This window comes from Bradyrhizobium sp. WSM4873 (assembly GCF_055811355.1).
In genome coordinates this window covers 112,846-129,812 of record NZ_JBVVPS010000010.1, presented here as the reverse complement: position 1 = coordinate 129,812, position 16,967 = coordinate 112,846, and the positions used below count along the sequence as shown (strand labels likewise).

The 16,967-nt window shown below is 64.1% G+C and carries 18 protein-coding genes; 7 read left to right on the top strand and 11 right to left on the bottom strand.

Annotated features, from left to right (window positions below; all coding sequences use genetic code 11):
• Nucleotides 1–2: 2 nt before the first annotated feature.
• From AC0L21_RS16180 to AC0L21_RS16160, 5 genes are all read right to left on the bottom strand, one after another.
• On the bottom strand, nt 3–1,160 hold the full coding sequence (locus AC0L21_RS16180) for a hypothetical protein (protein WP_473262819.1): 1,158 nt from the start codon (nt 1,158–1,160) through the stop codon (nt 3–5).
• A 31-nt stretch (nt 1,161–1,191) separates the two neighbouring features.
• Nucleotides 1,192–1,869: a methyltransferase domain-containing protein gene (locus AC0L21_RS16175; RefSeq protein ID WP_473262818.1), complete on the bottom strand. Its 678-nt coding sequence runs from the start codon at nt 1,867–1,869 to the stop codon at nt 1,192–1,194.
• Nucleotides 1,870–1,906: 37 nt separating this feature from the next.
• Entirely contained in the window at nt 1,907–2,422 is a 516-nt protein-coding gene (locus AC0L21_RS16170) for a GNAT family N-acetyltransferase (RefSeq protein WP_247291302.1), read from the bottom strand.
• 67 nt (nt 2,423–2,489) lie between these two features.
• A complete protein-coding gene (locus AC0L21_RS16165) occupies nt 2,490–3,437 on the bottom strand; it encodes a glycosyltransferase family 2 protein (protein WP_473262817.1) in 948 nt (315 codons plus the stop codon).
• A 62-nt stretch (nt 3,438–3,499) separates the two neighbouring features.
• Nucleotides 3,500–3,991 (bottom strand): NUDIX domain-containing protein, encoded by a 492-nt coding sequence (locus AC0L21_RS16160; RefSeq protein WP_473262816.1) that lies wholly within the window; start codon nt 3,989–3,991, stop codon nt 3,500–3,502.
• An 80-nt stretch (nt 3,992–4,071) separates the two neighbouring features.
• Here AC0L21_RS16160 and AC0L21_RS16155 point away from each other — a divergent pair, with 80 nt between their 5' ends.
• Nucleotides 4,072–4,953, top strand: coding sequence for a metallophosphoesterase family protein (locus tag AC0L21_RS16155; protein ID WP_473262815.1), 882 nt, complete (start codon nt 4,072–4,074; stop codon nt 4,951–4,953).
• 120 nt (nt 4,954–5,073) lie between these two features.
• On the opposite strand, the gene AC0L21_RS16150 is transcribed toward AC0L21_RS16155, so the two are convergent.
• The 3 genes from AC0L21_RS16150 to AC0L21_RS16140 all read right to left on the bottom strand — a co-directional run bounded on the left by AC0L21_RS16150 (nt 5,074) and on the right by AC0L21_RS16140 (nt 7,696).
• Entirely contained in the window at nt 5,074–5,628 is a 555-nt protein-coding gene (locus AC0L21_RS16150) for a hypothetical protein (protein WP_473262814.1), read from the bottom strand.
• Between the two features lie 199 nt (nt 5,629–5,827).
• Nucleotides 5,828–6,034, bottom strand: a complete 207-nt coding sequence (locus tag AC0L21_RS16145) for a DUF4170 domain-containing protein (protein WP_007595122.1) — start codon at nt 6,032–6,034, stop codon at nt 5,828–5,830.
• 30 nt (nt 6,035–6,064) lie between these two features.
• Nucleotides 6,065–7,696: an isocitrate lyase gene (locus tag AC0L21_RS16140; protein WP_473262813.1), complete on the bottom strand. Its 1,632-nt coding sequence runs from the start codon at nt 7,694–7,696 to the stop codon at nt 6,065–6,067.
• A gap of 231 nt (nt 7,697–7,927) precedes the next feature.
• On the opposite strand from AC0L21_RS16140, the gene AC0L21_RS16135 reads away from it, so the two are divergent.
• Nucleotides 7,928–9,373: a helix-turn-helix domain-containing protein gene (locus tag AC0L21_RS16135; protein WP_473262812.1), complete on the top strand. Its 1,446-nt coding sequence runs from the start codon at nt 7,928–7,930 to the stop codon at nt 9,371–9,373.
• 207 nt (nt 9,374–9,580) lie between these two features.
• Here AC0L21_RS16135 and AC0L21_RS16130 read toward each other — a convergent pair whose 3' ends face one another.
• Nucleotides 9,581–9,874 (bottom strand): antibiotic biosynthesis monooxygenase, encoded by a 294-nt coding sequence (locus AC0L21_RS16130; RefSeq protein ID WP_007607017.1) that lies wholly within the window; start codon nt 9,872–9,874, stop codon nt 9,581–9,583.
• A 229-nt stretch (nt 9,875–10,103) separates the two neighbouring features.
• Here AC0L21_RS16130 and AC0L21_RS16125 point away from each other — a divergent pair, with 229 nt between their 5' ends.
• Both AC0L21_RS16125 and AC0L21_RS16120 read left to right on the top strand, forming a co-directional pair.
• Nucleotides 10,104–10,910, top strand: a complete 807-nt coding sequence (locus AC0L21_RS16125; protein ID WP_473262811.1) for a hypothetical protein — start codon at nt 10,104–10,106, stop codon at nt 10,908–10,910.
• A 164-nt stretch (nt 10,911–11,074) separates the two neighbouring features.
• A complete protein-coding gene (locus tag AC0L21_RS16120; protein WP_473262810.1) occupies nt 11,075–11,422 on the top strand; it encodes a hypothetical protein in 348 nt (115 codons plus the stop codon).
• A gap of 194 nt (nt 11,423–11,616) precedes the next feature.
• Here AC0L21_RS16120 and AC0L21_RS16115 read toward each other — a convergent pair whose 3' ends face one another.
• Together AC0L21_RS16115 and htpX are read right to left on the bottom strand one after the other, a co-directional pair.
• Nucleotides 11,617–12,258 carry a tetratricopeptide repeat protein gene (locus AC0L21_RS16115; RefSeq protein ID WP_473262809.1) on the bottom strand — a complete coding sequence of 214 codons (642 nt, stop codon included), beginning with the start codon at nt 12,256–12,258 and terminating at the stop codon, nt 11,617–11,619.
• A gap of 134 nt (nt 12,259–12,392) precedes the next feature.
• Nucleotides 12,393–13,325 (bottom strand): zinc metalloprotease HtpX, encoded by a 933-nt coding sequence (htpX, locus tag AC0L21_RS16110; RefSeq protein WP_354057314.1) that lies wholly within the window; start codon nt 13,323–13,325, stop codon nt 12,393–12,395.
• Nucleotides 13,326–13,511: 186 nt separating this feature from the next.
• Here htpX and AC0L21_RS16105 point away from each other — a divergent pair, with 186 nt between their 5' ends.
• The 3 genes from AC0L21_RS16105 (at nt 13,512) to AC0L21_RS16095 (ending at nt 16,862) form a co-directional block, all read left to right on the top strand.
• Entirely contained in the window at nt 13,512–14,813 is a 1,302-nt protein-coding gene (locus AC0L21_RS16105) for a lytic murein transglycosylase (RefSeq protein ID WP_473262808.1), read from the top strand.
• Nucleotides 14,814–15,074: 261 nt separating this feature from the next.
• A complete protein-coding gene (locus AC0L21_RS16100; RefSeq protein WP_473262807.1) occupies nt 15,075–15,578 on the top strand; it encodes a DUF1993 domain-containing protein in 504 nt (167 codons plus the stop codon).
• Between the two features lie 183 nt (nt 15,579–15,761).
• On the top strand, nt 15,762–16,862 hold the full coding sequence (locus AC0L21_RS16095; RefSeq protein WP_473262806.1) for an alkene reductase: 1,101 nt from the start codon (nt 15,762–15,764) through the stop codon (nt 16,860–16,862).
• Nucleotides 16,863–16,967: the final 105 nt, after the last annotated feature.

The window sequence follows — 16,967 nt, the reverse complement described above, 5'->3', positions numbered from 1 at the left end:
CTTCATTGCGCGTTGGCCAAAGCGGCTGCTTCAGGGGCGTCCTCCGCCGCCTCCTGAAACAGCACGGCAAACAGCAGGGTCCACAATGTCAGGAGAGAAATCGGGATCGTGTAGTATGGGGTCGCGATCGGATAGGTGAAGAAGAAGGCGAGGTTGAGCACCAGATTGGCCAACGTGAGCAGCGCAACGCGGCGAATGCCGTTCGCCTGCCGCAACAGCCAGATCGAGCCTGCAATTCCGGTGACGATCAGCAAGGTCTGGAGCGGGTCGGCGAGGTAATCCCGGACCACTGCGAACGAGAAATCCAGCGGCCTGACATCGGGGTTGTTGCCGTAGGTCGATGCGAACGGACTGCCGGCGTTGACGACGTGAAAGACGATGGTCGGGATCACGCCGGCCAGCAACGCGACGCCGAACACGGCCCCCTGCAAGAACCGGGACAATTTCCGCTCTGCAAGGAACGCGACGAGGAGAAACACGCCATAACCGGACGCCAGGAAGAGATTGGCCAACCGGAAATCGACGGTCAATCCGAGCAGGAAACCGATGGGCGCCAGCAGCCAGATCCCCGGTTGAGATCGCGGGGTCGCCAGCCATCGCGCCGTGAGACATCCGGCGAGCGCGCACACGACGACGGTCGGGGCCATCGAATAGCTCGCCTTGACCGGATTGACCATCAGGTAGATCGCAAGACAGCCGAACGCCCCGGCCATCAGGACCGACCTCATGCTGCGCGCGAGAGAAAGCGCAAACAGCGCAAGGCCGAGGACGACAATGGTCGCCAGCATGTACATGGGCACGACCTGGTGACCCGGCGGAAACAACGCCAACACGAGGCCGACACCCGGCGGGTATTGAATGACGACCTTCCCCGTGGCCGGCATCAGATTGTGACAGGGCGCAGCGGTCGTATCGTTCCAGTCGGGGTAGCCGATCTCCTTCAGCTTTGCTTTCTGGTAGCCATCGTCGTCGCGGCTGAGGCTGGTGTCGAAGCCCTCCACCAGCCCGAACCTCTGGAACAGATGCGCCTGTCTGAGGTAGCAGATGTCGTCATAGACGCCGCGCGCCTCGCTCCATCGCATCATGGTCCAGAAATGGCCGACCAGCACCGCGAGAAACAACACGGCGAAGACGGCTTTGCTGGTGTTGATTTTATTCATCGGGATCATGCTGCGGGGAGACGGCGCTGCTTTAGCGGAATGCGAGATAGAGATTGGACGATAGCGGGCCGAGCGACAAACCGGTGTAGCCCACGGCCGCGGACTTGGGGGTGCAGGACTTGGCGGCGAGCCCCAGCAGTCGTTTTCGCGTCATCAGGATCAGGTTCTGCTCGTCGGTCCATTCCGACTTGCCGGCGACCCTGCAGGCGATCCTGAAGGTGCCGTCGAGATAATGCGCCAGCGGAATGGCCGTGTGGTGCTCGACCGGAAAGAACCTGTTGGGCACAGTGATGAACACCCGCCGCGCGACGCGGCAAAGCTCCTCGACCAGGAGCACCTGGTTTCCGTGGCTGCCGGCATGTTCGAGCACGGCATTGGACGTCGCGAGGTCGAACGCATTGTCATCAAACGGCAGCCGCGTATTCGGTTCGATCTGCACGTAACGGCAACGCGGAAAAGCCGCCTTGAATCCTATTCCTTCGCCGAGCCCGCAGGCCGTGATCTTGTGCTGATGCGGGTAGCTTCGTTCCAGCACGTTGGCGCCGTCGTTGATCACGTCGGACACGCCGACATCCAGGATCTCGTCCGCCGCGGACGGCTGCATCTGGGCGATGAAATCCTGGAAGATGCGGTCGCGCGCCGCGATCAGCAGCTTTTCCGCCGTGCTCCCGGACGCCACTTCCCGGTAGTATTGCTGATCGACCGGCACTGCCCTACCTTCATGTGAGCTTCGAAGCGATGGCGCGTCAGGTGCGCGTCTTGCTCCAGTCGGGACCGACCGGCCCCGACACACCTTCGAACGCGCCTTCGACGAGTTCAATGACGAGGAGCCGGCTGTAATCGACCGGGCCCGGCATGGTGACGCGTCCCTTGGCGACCTGCTTGAAGCCGACGCGGCTGTAATAGGGCTCATCGCCGACCAGCAGCACCAGGCGATGGCCCTGCGCCTTGGCATCCTTCAGCGCGCGCTCGAGCAACAGCCGGCCGACGCCGCGGCTGCGGAACGGAGGCTCGACCGTCAGGGGTCCCAGCAGCAGTGCCGGCGTGTCGCCGACGCAGATCGGCAATTGTCGGACGGATCCGATCAGCAACGTACCGACGCGGGCGGTGAAGGAGAGATCGAGCACATGATCCACATGCTCGCGGATGCGGTACGCGCTGAGCACGAAGCGGCCGGGTCCGAAGGTGCGTTCGTGCAGCCGCTCGATGGCCTGAGCATCGCCGGCGGCTTCCGACCGGATGGTGAGGGAGAGATCGTTCATCGCGTCGGCGGGATATCACCTTGGAGGGCAGCGGTCCATACGATTGCGCCCGGCTCCGGAGGCAATTTCAGGTCCGGCCGAGCGGCGGTTGGGACAGGTAGGCGAGCATCTTCATTTCCCGCCGCCCGCGCGTCACGGTGTCGAGCACGAGCCCCGACGAAGCCGAAAGCAGCGCCATGATCATCAGGCCCATGGAGAGCACGGCAGTCGGCAGGCGCGGTACGAGGCCGGTCTCGAGGAAGGTGATCACGACGGGCAGCCCGAAAGCGATCGACAGCAGCGCGAAGACGATGCCGATCGCCGAAAAGAAGCGCAGCGGACGCTCCGACCGGTTAAGCTTCAGCATCGTGTTGAAGATGCGCAACCCGTCCTGCCAAGTATTGAGCTTGGAGAAGGAGCCTTCCGGACGCGCGTAATAGGGCGTCTCGACCTCGACGACCGGCAGCGACAATTCCAGCGCATAGACCGCAAACTCGGTTTCGATCTCGAAACCGCCGGACAGGACCGGGAAGGATTTGACGAAGCGGCGCGAGAACACGCGGTAACCGGACAGGATGTCCTTGAAGGCGTGGCCGAAGGTCGATGCCAGGAAGCCGGTGAAGAGCCGATTGCCGATGCGATGACCGCGCCGGTAGGCCGCTTGCGATTGATCGACACGCAGACCGACAACCATATCCAGATGCTCATCGAGGAGCTGGTCGATCATGCGCGAGGCGCTCGGCGCGTCGTAGGTCGCATCGCCATCGACGAGCACGTAGATGTCGGCCTCGATGTCCGCGAACATGCGGCGCACGACGTGACCTTTGCCCTGGCGCCGTTCGCTGCGCACGATCGCTCCGGCCTCGCGCGCGACCGCCGCGGTACGATCGGTCGAGTTGTTGTCGTAGACGTAGACCTCGGCCGCAGGCAGTGCCTTGCGGAAATCGGCGACGACCGTCGCGACGGCGGCTTCCTCATTGTAGCAGGGCACCAGCACGGCGACCCGAAATGGCCATGACCTCGTCGATTCAGACAATCTTCATCCCTCGTCCATGCGCCGACACCGCAGGCGCGGCGATTTACTAGCACAGGCCGCCATCATCGCCACGTCGCAATCCGCGGCCTGTCGTGAAGGACTTCCGCGATCCGCAGCCGCGTGCCGGGCGTGGTCCCCTCGGGCAGCGCGGTAACCGCGAAGAACCCGCACTCGGCGATCTCGCGGTTGGGCGCGGGCAGGCGATCCTGCCTGAACTGCCTGATGACGTAGACCGCGACATGGTCGCGGCGGGAGACGTGGCTGTTGAGGAAGACGCCGTGCAGCACGGCGTCGCCGGTGAGATCGATATCCCCCTCCTCCTTGAGCTCGCGCCGCAACGCCTGCTCCATGGTCTCGCCGAGATCGACGCCGCCGCCGGGCAGGTACCAGCCTGTGACGTAGCTGTGCCGGACCAGGAACACTCTGGTGTCGGCATCCAGCACCACGGCGCGGACGCCGAGGGTCATGCCGCGGACCAGCAGGAAATAGGCGTGGAAGATTCGCCGCAGCAGCGGCTCGAATCTCCGTCGGACGCTGTTCAGACGTTCTCCCATCGGGCTCCCTTGATGCCCCGCTTGCACCTGGCCTGCGACCTTGCCATTACATCGGGCGAATAGCGAGGCAATCGCCCCCAATGGCCCCCTTCACGCTCGCCCATCTGTCCGACCCGCATCTGCCGCCGCTGCCGAAGCCGCGGTTGATCGAGCTCGCCGGCAAGCGCGCGTTCGGCTATGTCAACTGGACGCGCAACCGTCACAAGTACCAGCGCCGCGAGGTGCTCGACGCACTCGTCGCCGACGTGAAGGCGCAAGGTCCCGACCACATCGCGGTCACCGGCGATCTCGTCAATCTGGCGCTGGAGGCGGAATTCGCGCCGGCGCGCGCCTGGCTCGACGGCGTCGGTCCGCCCGATCGCGTCACCACGATTCCCGGCAATCACGACGCCTATGTCCGCGCCACCTTTCATCGCTTCGGGGAAACCTTCGCGCCCTATCTTGCGGGGGACGACGGCCGTATCGGCTTTCCGAGCCTGCGCCGGCGCGGGCCGCTCGCGCTGATCAGCCTGTCCACGGCGGTACCGACCTTGCCTTTGATGGCGACAGGCACGCTTGGACGGGATCAGCTCGCGTCCCTCGAACAGGTGCTCGAGCGGCTCGCAGCCGAGGACGTGTTTCGCGTGCTGCTGGTGCATCATCCGCTGAAGTCCGGCGCGCGCCACAAGCGGATGACTGACTCCGCCGGATTGCTGACGCTTTTGCAACGCCACGGCGTCGAGCTGATCCTGCACGGGCACGACCACATTCATTCGACGATGTGGTTCGAAGGCCCCAACGGCAACATCCCCTCGATCGGCGTGCCGTCGGCCTCCGCGCTCGCGCACGGGCACACCCCGGCTGCGGCCTACAATCTGTTCACGATCGAGAAGGATAACACCGGCTGGCGTTGCGAGCAGACGGTGCGGAGCGTGGGGGTCGGATTTCAGATCGGGCAGATCAAGCATGTGAAGTTGATTTAGACCACTGTCATTCCGGGGCATGCGAAGCATGAACCCGGAATCCATCGGGCCGCAATACGTGCTGATGAATGGATTCCGGGCTCGCGCTTCGCGCGCCCCGGAATGACGGTGGAGGAAAGTTCACCAGCTCCGTAGGGCCGCGAGCACGGCAACCCCGAACAGCGCGGCGGCGCCGAGCACAAATCCGAACACAAATGGCCAGACGCGCGAGCGGCGCGGTGGCTGCGCCACCTCGGGCTTCGGCTCGGGCGGGACCACCATCGCATGCTCGCGCTCGATCATGCGGCGCGCGACGTAGTCGGTCACGGCCTCGACGATGACAGCGGTGTCGTGCGATTCGGCGAGCACGATGCGGCCGAAGCGGGTGTCCTGCACGAAGCGGTACATCCGCTTGTCGCGCCCCATCAAGATGTGCGCGACGACGTCGATCCAGAGCCTGGGCGTATCGCCCTGGCTGATGCCGCGGTCGAACAGGTCGATCTTGTCCGGCACCTGCGCGAACAGGGGATCGAGCGAATCGTTGAGGATCTCGAGCCGCGCCACCTCGGCATCGCGCAAATCGACGACGACGCCGGTCCGGTCGGCGGCCTCGATCCGCGCCCGCAACAGCGCATCGCGCAGCCGCACCGGGCGCGGCTGGCTGGGATGGATCCCGCTGGTCTCGGGCTCTGACATTGGCGGCCTCGTCCTCACTTGGCGGGATTAACCTATCAGCAACCAAAGTGTCCGCAAAGGGCCTACAATTCCAGTGACTTACGGCGCCCACAAATCTTTCACCTGTGCCAAAAACAGACGGTCCCACCCGGCTTGCGCCGGATGGGACCCTCCGTCCTTGGACGTCTTCTTATTCAGATTGTCATGTTAGTTCAGATTGTCACGCCGAGACCCGCGACGGCTCTTCCACGATCGAGAAGCGGACGCCGGCCTTGTGGCGGTTCTCTTCCGAGACCGAACGCCAGGCGTCCTCGGCCTCCTTGCGGGTCTTAAACGGACCCTGGACCTGGGCCGAGCCTTCCACCAGCTTGTGGAAGTTCATCGAACCGAACTCGCCACCGATCACCCAGAAATTGCTGTTGGTCATTGTCAGTCTCCTGTCGATTAGCGTGATGCGTTAGCCGAACTGGTTCATCGTGTTGTGGGCGCCGCCCGCCTTCAGGGCAGCCTCGCCGGCGAAGTATTCCTTGTGGTCGTCGCCGATGTCGGAGCCCGCCATGTTCTGATGCTTGGCGCAGGCGATACCCTGACGGATCTCGGCGCGCTGGACGTTCTTGACATAGCCGAGCATGCCCTGGTCGCCGAAATATTCCTTCGCCAGATTGTCGGTCGAGAGCGCCGCCGTGTGGTAGGTCGGCAACGTGATCAGGTGGTGGAAGATGCCGGCTCGCTTGGCGGAATCCGCCTGGAAGGTACGGATGCGCTCGTCGGCTTCCTTCGCCAGCGGCGTGTCGTCGTATTCCACCTTCATCAGCTCGGCACGATTGTACCTGCTGACGTCCTGGCCCGCTTCCTTCATCGCGTCGTAGACCTGCCAGCGGAAGTTGAGCGTCCAGTTGAACGAGGGCGAATTATTGTAGGCGAGCTTCGCGTTCGGAACCACCTTGCGGATCCGGTCGACCATCTTGGCGATCTGCTCGATATGCGGCTTCTCGGTCTCGATCCAGAGCAGGTCCGCACCGTTCTGCAGCGAGGTGATGCTGTCGAGCACGCAACGGTCTTCGCCGGTGCCCGGGCGGAACTGATAGAGGTTGGAGGGCAGCCGCTTCGGACGCATCATCTTGCCGTTGCGGTTGATGATGACGTCGCCGTTGCGGGCGTTCTCCGCCGTCACTTCCTCGCAATCCAGGAAGCTGTTGTACTGGTCGCCGAGGTCACCGGGCTTGTGGCTGACCGCGATCTGCTGGGTCAGGCCGGCACCGAGCGAGTCGGTGCGGGTGACGACGATGCCGTCTTCGACGCCGAGTTCGAGGAAGGCGTGGCGGCAGGCCCGGATCTTGGCCAGGAACACCTCGTGCGGCACGGTGACCTTGCCGTCCTGGTGGCCGCACTGCTTCTCGTCCGAGACCTGGTTCTCGATCTGGAGCGCGCAGGCACCCGCCTCGATCATCTTCTTGGCGAGCAGATAGGTCGCCTCCGCATTGCCGAAGCCGGCGTCGATGTCGGCGATCACGGGGACGACATGGGTCTGGAAGTTGTCGATCTTCTCGATCAACTCCTTCTCCCGGGTCTTGTCGCCTTCCTTGCGGGCCTTATCGAGGTTGCGGAAGATATCGTTCAGCTCGCGCGAGTCGGCCTGACGGAGGAAAGTGTAGAGCTCTTCGATCAGCGCCGGGACCGAGGTCTTCTCGTGCATCGACTGGTCGGGCAGCGGGCCGAACTCGGAGCGCAGCGCCGCAATCATCCAGCCGGACAGGTACAAATAGGTGCGATCGGTCTTGCCAAAGTGCTTCTTGACCGAGATCAGCTTCTGCTGGGCGATGAAGCCGTGCCAGCAGCCCAGCGACTGCGTGTATTTGGTGGGATCGCCGTCATAGGCGGCCATGTCCGCCCGCATCAGCGCCGCGGTGTAGCGGGCGACGTCGAGGCCGGTCTTGAAGCGATTCTGCAGGCGCATGCGGGCGACGGCCTCGGCCGACACCCCGTTCCAGGTCGGCTGGGTCTCCAGTAGCGAGCGGGCTGCCTCGACTTCACTCTGATACGAGGCGGGGGCCTGGAGGGTGCTGATGCCGCGGGGTTGGTAGTTCATGTGCCTGATCCTTTTCGCCGACGATGGCCACCAGCCATCGACATTCTTGACAATGCATTGCGAGATGCGTGTCAGAAGCTAAACGCGAGAAAGCTCAGCTCGTATAGTGGGCTTGTATTTGAATGGTGATGTCATGTAACATCGGTACTTGTAATAGATGTCACTTTGTAAATATTGTAAATTAAATTGGTCAGCAAGCCTGCCCTTGATACCGCCTCCGGAGACCTGAGAATGCCCGCCGGTTCCAGCAAGAAGCTCTTCGTCGGCCCGCGCTTCCGGCGGATCCGGCAGCAATTGGGGCTGTCGCAGACCCAGATCGCCGAGGGGCTCGGGATCTCGCCGAGCTATGTCAATCTGATCGAGCGCAACCAGCGTCCGGTGACCGCCCAGATCCTGCTGCGGCTGGCCGAAACCTACGACCTCGACCTGCGCGACCTCGCGACCGCCGACGAGGACCGCTTCTTCGCCGAGCTCAACGAGATCTTCTCCGACCCGCTGTTCCGCCAGATCGACGTTCCCAAGCAGGAACTGCGCGATCTCGCCGAGCTCTGCCCCGGCGTCACCCATGCGCTGCAACGGCTCTATGCCGCCTATACCGAGGCCCGGCAGGGCGAGACGCTGGCCGCGGCACAAATGGCCGACCGCGACGTCGGCACCCGCTATGAGGCCAATCCGGTCGAGCGCGTCCGCGAGCTGATCGAGGCCAACCGCAACTACTTTCCGGAACTCGAGCAGGCCACGGAGACTCTGCGAGACGAGCTGAACGTGCCGGCCGAAGAGCTTTATGCGGCGCTCGCGGCGCGGCTGCGTGAGAAGCATTCGATCCAGACCCGCATCATGCCGGTGGACGTGATGCGGGAGACGCTGAGGCGGTTCGACCGCCACCGCCGCCAGCTCCTGATCTCCGAGCTGGTCGATCCGCCCGGCCGCGCGTTCCAGCTCGCCTTTCAGCTCGGCCTGGTGGAATGTGCGCAAGCCCTGGAGACCATCATCGCCCGCGCCGGCCCGCTGGACGATACACCGCGCCGCCTGTTCCGCATCACGCTCGGCAATTACTTTGCGGCCGCCGTGATGATGCCCTACCCGGCTTTCCTGGCTGCGGCGGAAGCATTGAACTACGACATCCATCTGCTGGCGCAGCGCTTCAATTCCGGCTTCGAGCAGGTCTGCCATCGGCTCACCACCCTGCAGCGGCCGAATGCGCGCGGCATCCCGTTCTTCCTGCTTCGTGTCGACAATGCCGGCAACGTCTCGAAGCGATTTTCATCGGGCACGTTCCCGTTCTCGAAATTTGGCGGCACATGTCCGTTGTGGAACGTGCACTCGACCTTCGACACGCCTGATCGCCTGCTGAAGCAGGTGATCGAGCTGTCCGACGGCACGCGCTATTTCTCGATCGCGCAGATGGTGCGCCGCCCCGTCGCGCCGCACCCGCTGCCGCAGCCGCGCTTCGCCATCGGCCTCGGCTGCGAGATCCGTCACGCCGCGCGCCTCGTCTACGCCGCCGGCATCGATCTGGAGAAAACGGAGGGGACGCCGATCGGCGTCAACTGCCGTCTCTGCGAACGGGAAAACTGCGCCCAGCGCGCCGAGCCGCCGATCACGCGCACGCTGATTTTGGACGAGACGACGCGGCGGGTGAGCTCGTTCGCGTTCTCGAATGCACGGGAGTTGTAAGGGGACGGCTGCGCGCTGAGTGGCAAGCGCACGCCATTCACTCCGCTGTCGTCCTGGACAAGCGAAGCGCAGATCCAGGACCCATTACCCCGGAAGCGAGTTTGGCGAAGATTCGTAACCACGATCTCGTGCCACAACGACTCGCTGGGGTAATGGGTCCTGGCTTTCGCCAGGACGACATCGGGGAAGCAGCAATCCGCCCAATCCCTACGCCAGCGTATGCACGATCACCGGCCCCGCGGCGGCGCGGGCGTCGCCTGCAAGCAGCGCGCCCAGATCCTTCTCGATCCAGGCGATCGCACGCCTGTTCGCCTCCTCCGCCTGCTCGAACTTGTCGAAGATCGAAATCGCCGTGACCGTGTCGTCGCCGGCATAGACGACGTAATAGGCGCGGAAGCCGTCGACGTCGCTGATGATCGGAACGGCGCCTTCCTTGATACGGCGCGCCAACTCTTCGGCGCTCCCGCTTTTCGCCTTGGCCTGACGGATGGCGGCATACATGGCATCCTCCCTTCCGGCTATCTGGTTTGAGGGCCTGATGCCCGGACCGCATGCTACGCCGAAGCGCGTGGGCAATCCACGCTTGGTTAACCCGGCGCTAATTCAGTTCCGCGATCCGCAACGATCGATTAAGCACGCCTCAACATCGCTGCCTTAGTCTCGCCCCACTCACTTTTCGCAAACAACGGCGGCTTATTCTGCCGCGTGAAGTGACATCAGGGGGTTCATCATGCGCATTGCGTTGCTGCTGACCGCGACCATTGTCGGCGCGCTCTTTGCCAATTCGTCCCATGCCGGACCGCTTGATGCGTCCGCCGGCGCAGCGCAGGCGTTACCGCCGGGCTTCCAGAGCTACCGCGGCTACATGTTCGACCTGTCGGAGAATTCCGACCGCAAGGATGTCGACAAGCTCACCGAGAATGTGAAGAGCCAGATCGACGTGGTCGAGGCTGCCGGCCTCTCGCCGCGCGTGCTGCGCTTCTTCCGCACGGTCCCGATCATCGCCAGCGAGCTCGCCTGCCTCGACGAAGGCGCCGCGACCGCCTGCTACGGCCGGGTCACGCCTGACATCCAGCGCACCGCTCCCCGCACGCTGACGGTCTGGGACCCCAACAAGCAGCGCTGGAGCAATCCGAACGCCGTCGACCTCGCGGTCGATTCCGGCCTTGGCGTGATCATGCTGCGGCCGGACATGATGCGGTACGAAAAGGAAGCCGTGCTGCTGCACGAGCTGCTGCACGCTTACCACGCGCGGCTGTTGCCGGACGGCTACGCCAACAAGGGCGTGATCGGCTATTACGCCTACGCCAAGTCCAAGGATCTCCTGCCCAAGGAATCCTATGCGCTGAAGAATCACATGGAGTTCTTCGCGGTGACCGCCAGCATCTTCCTGGCCGGGAAGAGCGAATTCCACGACCCGAAGTCGCGCGAGGCGCTCAAGGAGAAGTTGCCGGACTATTACAAATATCTGGTCGGCGTGTTCGGCTTCGACCCCGATCCGGCAGCCTCGAGCGGCCCGGTCGCCTCGCTGAAGTAAGTCAGAAAGCGCCAAACCAAGCCCGAGAGCCGCGCGCGCAGCGCGGCTCTTTTGTTTTGCTCACCGGAAGCTGCGGATGACGCGTGGCCGGGAATTGCCAAGGTGGGGCCTGATCTGCATAGTCCCGCCCGCATCGATATTGTTTTCGAAGAGGATAGAACAACATGGCGGACGCCGACCTGGATGTCGTGATCCGGCAACTGGCCAGACAGCTGCATACGGGCCTGATGTCCCGCGCCAAGGAGCGGCGGGATCGATTCAACGGCCTTGCGGCCAAGGCCAAGGGCAAGGAGACCGGCGACCGCTTCAAGATGATGGCCAAGGCCACCATGGAGCAGGCCATTGCGGCCGCCAAGCGCCTGCAGATGTCCGCCGACAACGTCGCCGACAGCTACGCGCGGTCGATGCGAATCGCCGCCAGCACGCCGGTCGCGGTGAAGGTGGAGAAGAAAGCGCCCAAGGACAAGCCGGTGAAGAAGGCCAAGAAAGCCAAAGCCAAGAAGGCGAAGTAGGCGCTCACCTTCTTCCTTCTCCCCTTGTGGGAGAAGGTGGCGCGAACCGCCGGATGAGGGGTTGTTTCCGCGAATTCAACTGCAGCAGGCTCACGCGCGGAGAGATACCCCTCACCCGTCTCGCCGCTTCGCGGCGAGCCACCCTCTCCCACAAGGGGAGAGGGTTACAGCGGCGCACGCAGCTCTAGATATCTCTATCTTCCTGGCGCGGCGAGCCGGGTCGGCTCGGCGCTCGCGAGTTCGGCGAGTTTTGCGCGCGCTGCATCGCGGGTGTGGGCATCCTTGCCGGCGGGCAGCGCCAGCGCGGCCTCGAAATCGGCGCGCGCTTCATTCGCCTGGCCACGGGCCAGGAAAGCGAGGCCGCGGTCGAGCCGAGGCTGCGCATCCGAGGGGTCGAGGCGGATCGCGGTGTTGTAGCTCAGGATCGCGCGATCGAGATCGCCGGCGGCCGCGAGCGCGAGACCGCGCTGGTGATAGGGCGCGGCGTGCCTGGGATCGTGCGCGATCGCCTCGTCGTAATCCTCGATCGCAAGTTCGAGATCGCCGTTCTGCCGGCGCGCCAGCGCCCGATCGCGATAGAGCGAGGCGCGGTTGGGATTGAGGTGGATGGCCTCGTCGAAATCCGCGATCGCCCGCTGCCAGTCGCCGTGGCGCAGCGCGATCCGTCCGCGCCCCTCATAGGCGAAAGCGATCAGCGAGCCGCGCAGCGGCGAGAAGCCGATCACCGCCGAGCAGATGTCGGGCTCGTCCTCGTCCCCGCAATTGACGACGGTGTGCGTGGACAGGCCGATCAGCACGCCGAGGGCGATCAACAATGGTACTGCAGCTTTGGTCATCTTCGACGGTGGCAGGCAGAGGGCCGGCCACGCATCCCCTTTCGCAGGAACTGTCACGGCAGGGTGTTAACACCGGCCGGGACCGTTCTGTGTGCGACAGGTCACAAAGCGAGCAAATTCGGGCCGCGTCCGCGTCAGCCCCAAGGCCCGCGTGAAGAAGAGCGGCCCCACGGGCTCCGGGGCGGATAGTTCTCATTCGCGCCGACCGACGGAGACGCCTGCGCACCGAGCTCGGCTGCGAGCTGCTGAAGCGCCGCGATGCGATTCTGCGTCGAAGGATGGGTGGCGAACAGATTGTCTACGCCGTGGCCCGACAGCGGATTGATGATGAACATGTGCGCAGTGGCAGGATTTCGCTCCGCCTCGACATTCGGGACCTGATGCGCAGCACCTTCGATCTTCACCAGCGCCGATGCCAGCCACATCGGCTGACCGGCGATGCGTGCGCCGAGATTGTCCGCGGCGTATTCACGCGTACGACTGATGGCCATCTGCACCAGCATGGCGCCGATCGGGGCAAGGATCATCATCAGGATCGAACCGACGATGCCCGGACCGTTGTTGTCGCGGTTGCCTCCGAAGAACATGCCGAACTGCGCCAGCATCGAGATCGCACCCGCAATGGTCGCGGTCACAGTCATCAGCAGCGTATCGTGGTGCTTGATATGGGCAAGCTCGTGCGCGATCACGCCGGCGAGCTCCTCGCGGCTGAGCTGGCGCATCAGCCCGGTGGTGACCGCAACCGCGGCATTTTCGGGATTGCGCCCGGTGGCAAATGCGTTGGGCTGCGGCTCGTCCATCAGGAACACACGCGGCATCGGCAAGCCGGCGCGGCCCGCAAGCTCGGCGACGAGCCCGACCAGCTCCGGCGCGCTGCTGCGGTCGACCTCATGGGCGCCATACATGGACAGCACCATCCGGTCGGAGTTCCAGTAGGTGAAGAGATTGGTCGCCGCGGCAATAACGAGCGCAATCATGGCGCCGCCGGCACCGCCGATCAGATAGCCGACGCCCATGAACAGGGCGGTGAGGCCTGCAAGCAGCATTGCGGTACGAAGATAGTTCATGGCCGTCTCCCGAGGCCGGCCGTGGCCGCTTGAGGGATTGCGGGCCGGCAAGCATGAGGTAGGGATGACCCCGGCCCGCCCGCAAGGTTTCCGGGTGCGTCGCGGAGCCGCGGCACTGGTTTGAAGTCAATCGTTCCATTAAGCTTGGCCAAGAATCCAAGCGTCTCCTCCCCTTGCGGAAACCTCATGGTCCAGACCCGATTTGCGATCGCGGCCGCCGCCCTGCTCACGCTCGCCCTTCCCGCTTCTGCCCAGTTCGCTCCGCCACCCGCAAAGCCGGCGGCCCCCAGGGCCAGCGCGCCCTCCCCGCGCGCGGCGTCGTGTCACAACGGAGCGAACTTCGATCGCTTCCTGGCCGACGTGAAACAGCAGGCCGTTGCCGCCGGCGTGTCGCAGCGGACGATCGCGGCGGCCTCGCCTTACCTCGTCTACGACCAGGGCATCGTCAATCGCGACCGCGGCCAGCGCGTGTTCGGCCAGCTCTTCACCGAATTTGCCGGCCGCATGGCCGCGCCCTATCGCATGCAGAACGGCCAGCAGCACATCAAGCAACATGCGGCCGCGTTCGCGCGCGCGGAAAAGGAATACGGCGTGCCGCCCGCGGTGATCGCCGCGTTCTGGGGACTGGAGAGCGATTTCGGCGTCAACATGGGCAATCTGCCGACGCTGAAATCGCTGGTGTCGCTGGCCTATGATTGCCGCCGCTCGGAGATGTTCGTGAACGAGACCATCGCCGCGCTGAAGATCATCGACCGCGGCGATTTGCATCCTGACGAGATGGTCGGCTCCTGGGCCGGCGAGCTCGGACAGACCCAGTTCCTGCCGGTGCATTACGTCAACTATGCCGTCGACTATGACGGCGACGGACGACGCGATCTCCTCCGCAGCGAGGACGACGTGATCGGCTCGACCGCGAACTACATCGCCAACGGGCTGAAGTGGCGGCGCGGTGAGCCCTGGCTGGAGGAGATCAAGGTGCCGCAGAACCTGCCGTGGGATCAGACCGACCTCACGGTGCGAGAGCCGCGCTCGAAATGGGCTCAGCTCGGCGTGACCTATCCCGACGGCCGGCCGCTGCCGAACGACAACCTCGCGGCCTCCGTGCTGCTGCCGATGGGACGCTTCGGCCCGGCCTTCATGGCGTACCCGAATTTCGCCGCCTACACCGAGTGGAATAACTCGCTGATCTATTCGACCACCGCTGGTTATCTCGCCACCCGCATCGCGGGCGCGGCTCCGATGCGAAAGCCGTCCACACCGGTCGCGCAGCTGCCGTTCAACGAGCTAAAGCAATTGCAGCAGCTTCTGGTCCAGGCCGGCTTCAATGTCGGTAAGGTCGACGGTGTTCTGGGCCAGCAGAGCCGCGCCGCCGTCAAGGCGATGCAGATCAAATACGGTCTGCCCGCCGATTCCTGGCCCACCGCCGAGCTTTTGGCCCGGATGCGCGGTGGTACGGCGCAGGCACAGCCGGCGGGGACGATCCGCTAAGCACCAGGATCGTTGTCATGCCCCGCGAAAGCGGGGCATCCAGTACGCCGCGGCCTATCGATTCAATTCCAGCTGCCTCGGATTACTGGATCGCCCGGTCAAGCCGGGCGATGACACCGAGGGTATGACGCCGATAGCGCCACAGCCCCGGTAGAATTTTCGCACTGCACAAGCCGCTTTTGCGATTGTATTTTTCCATGAGGTTCCCATGTGAGTGGCTCAGGTTTCTCCTGAGATTTCCCACCACAGAGCGAGCATCACATGTCTTTCCACGACGCCGTCGTTCCCGCCTATTTGCAGATGCTGAACAGCCTGACCGGCCTGCTCACGAAAGCCGAGGCGCATTGTGCGGCCAAGAAGGTCGACCCGAGCGTCCTGCTGGGGTCCCGCCTGTTTCCGGACATGCTGCCGCTGTCGAAGCAGATCCAGCTGGTCAGCGATTTCGCAGCCAAAGGCTGCGCCCGGCTGACCCATAGCGAAGTGCCCTCCACACCGGACACCGAGACCAGCTTTGCGGAGTTGAAGCAGCGCCTGGCGAAGACCATCGACTATGTGAAATCGTTCAAGCCGGCGCAGTTCGAGGGCGCCGACACCAGGGACGTCACCTTCCCGGCCGGTCCCGACAAGTCCATCACCATGAAGGGCCAGCAATTCCTGAGCGCGTTCTCGCTGCCGAACTTCTATTTCCACGCCGCGACTGCCCACGGCCTTCTGCGCCACGCCGGCGTCGAGATTGGCAAGCGCGATTTCCTCGGCGCGAACTAAAACGCGATTATTCAGGCGGCCGCGGCGGGAGATCGAATCTGCTGCCGCGGCCGAAATTGCACATGATTTATGCTGCGCGGCTCCACTGCGCATCTCGCCTGCAGTTTCTGTATGGCTCCTCCCTTGCGTTGATTGCCGCGATGCACAAATGTTCCGGACCACTCATCGCCTGGAAGCATTCTCATGAGCCGTTCGACCAAATTGTTTGAGACCTACAAGCTCGGCCCGATCACGCTAGCCAACCGCTTGGTGATGGCGCCGCTGACGCGCAACCGCGCCGTTCCCGGCACCTTCGTACCGAGCCCGCTCGCGGCGGACTATTACGGCCAGCGTGCTTCCGCGGGCCTTCTGATCACCGAAGCGAGCCAGGTCTCGGAGCAGGGCCAAGGCTACCAGGACACCCCCGGCATCTACTCCAAGGAGCAGGTCGCCGGCTGGCGCAAGGTCACCGATCAGGTGCATCAGCGCGGCGGCAAGATCTTCATCCAGCTCTGGCATGTCGGTCGCATCTCGCATGTCGACCTTCAAGCCAATGGCGCAGCCCCGGTGGCGCCGAGCGCGATCCGCGCCAAGGGCAAGACCTTCGTCAACGGCGGCTTCGCCGATGTTTCCCAGCCCCGTGCGCTCGAGCTCTCCGAAATTCCGGGGATTATCGACGATTTCAAGCGCGCCACGAAGAATGCGCTCGAAGCCGGCTTCGACGGCGTCGAGATCCATGGCGCCAACGGCTATCTGCTCGAGCAGTTCGCCAAGGACGGCACCAACAAGCGTACCGACGCCTATGGCGGCTCCGTCGAGAACCGGGCGCGGCTGATGCTGGAAGTCTCCAGGGCCGTCGTGGCGGAGGCCGGCGCCGACCGCACCGGCATCCGCATCTCGCCGGTGACGCCGGCCAACGACATCTCGGATTCGAACCCGCAAGCCCTGTACGACCATATCGTCGACGGGCTCGCCGCGCTGAAGCTCGTCTATCTTCATGTCGTCGAAGGCGCCACCGGCGGTCCGCGCGACATCGCGCCGTTCGACTATGCGGGCCTGCGCAAGCGCTTCCCCGGCGCCTACATCGCGAACAACGGCTATGATTTCGATCTTGCCACCAAGGTGCTGGAGGCGAACGCGGCCGATCTCATCGCCTTCGGCAAGCCGTTCATCTCCAACCCCGATCTCGTCGAGCGCCTGAAGGCGGGCGCGACGCTGAACGATTGGGACAAGAACACATTCTACGGCGGTGGCGCGAAGGGATACACGGATTACCCGACGCTGGCGGCTGAGCCGGCTGAATAAGCGGGCACAGCTGTCATGCCCGCGAAGGCGGGCATCCAGTACGCCGCGGCTTCTCCATTCAAGCCACGACCGCCTCTGGAATACTGGATCGTCCGCCTTCGCGGA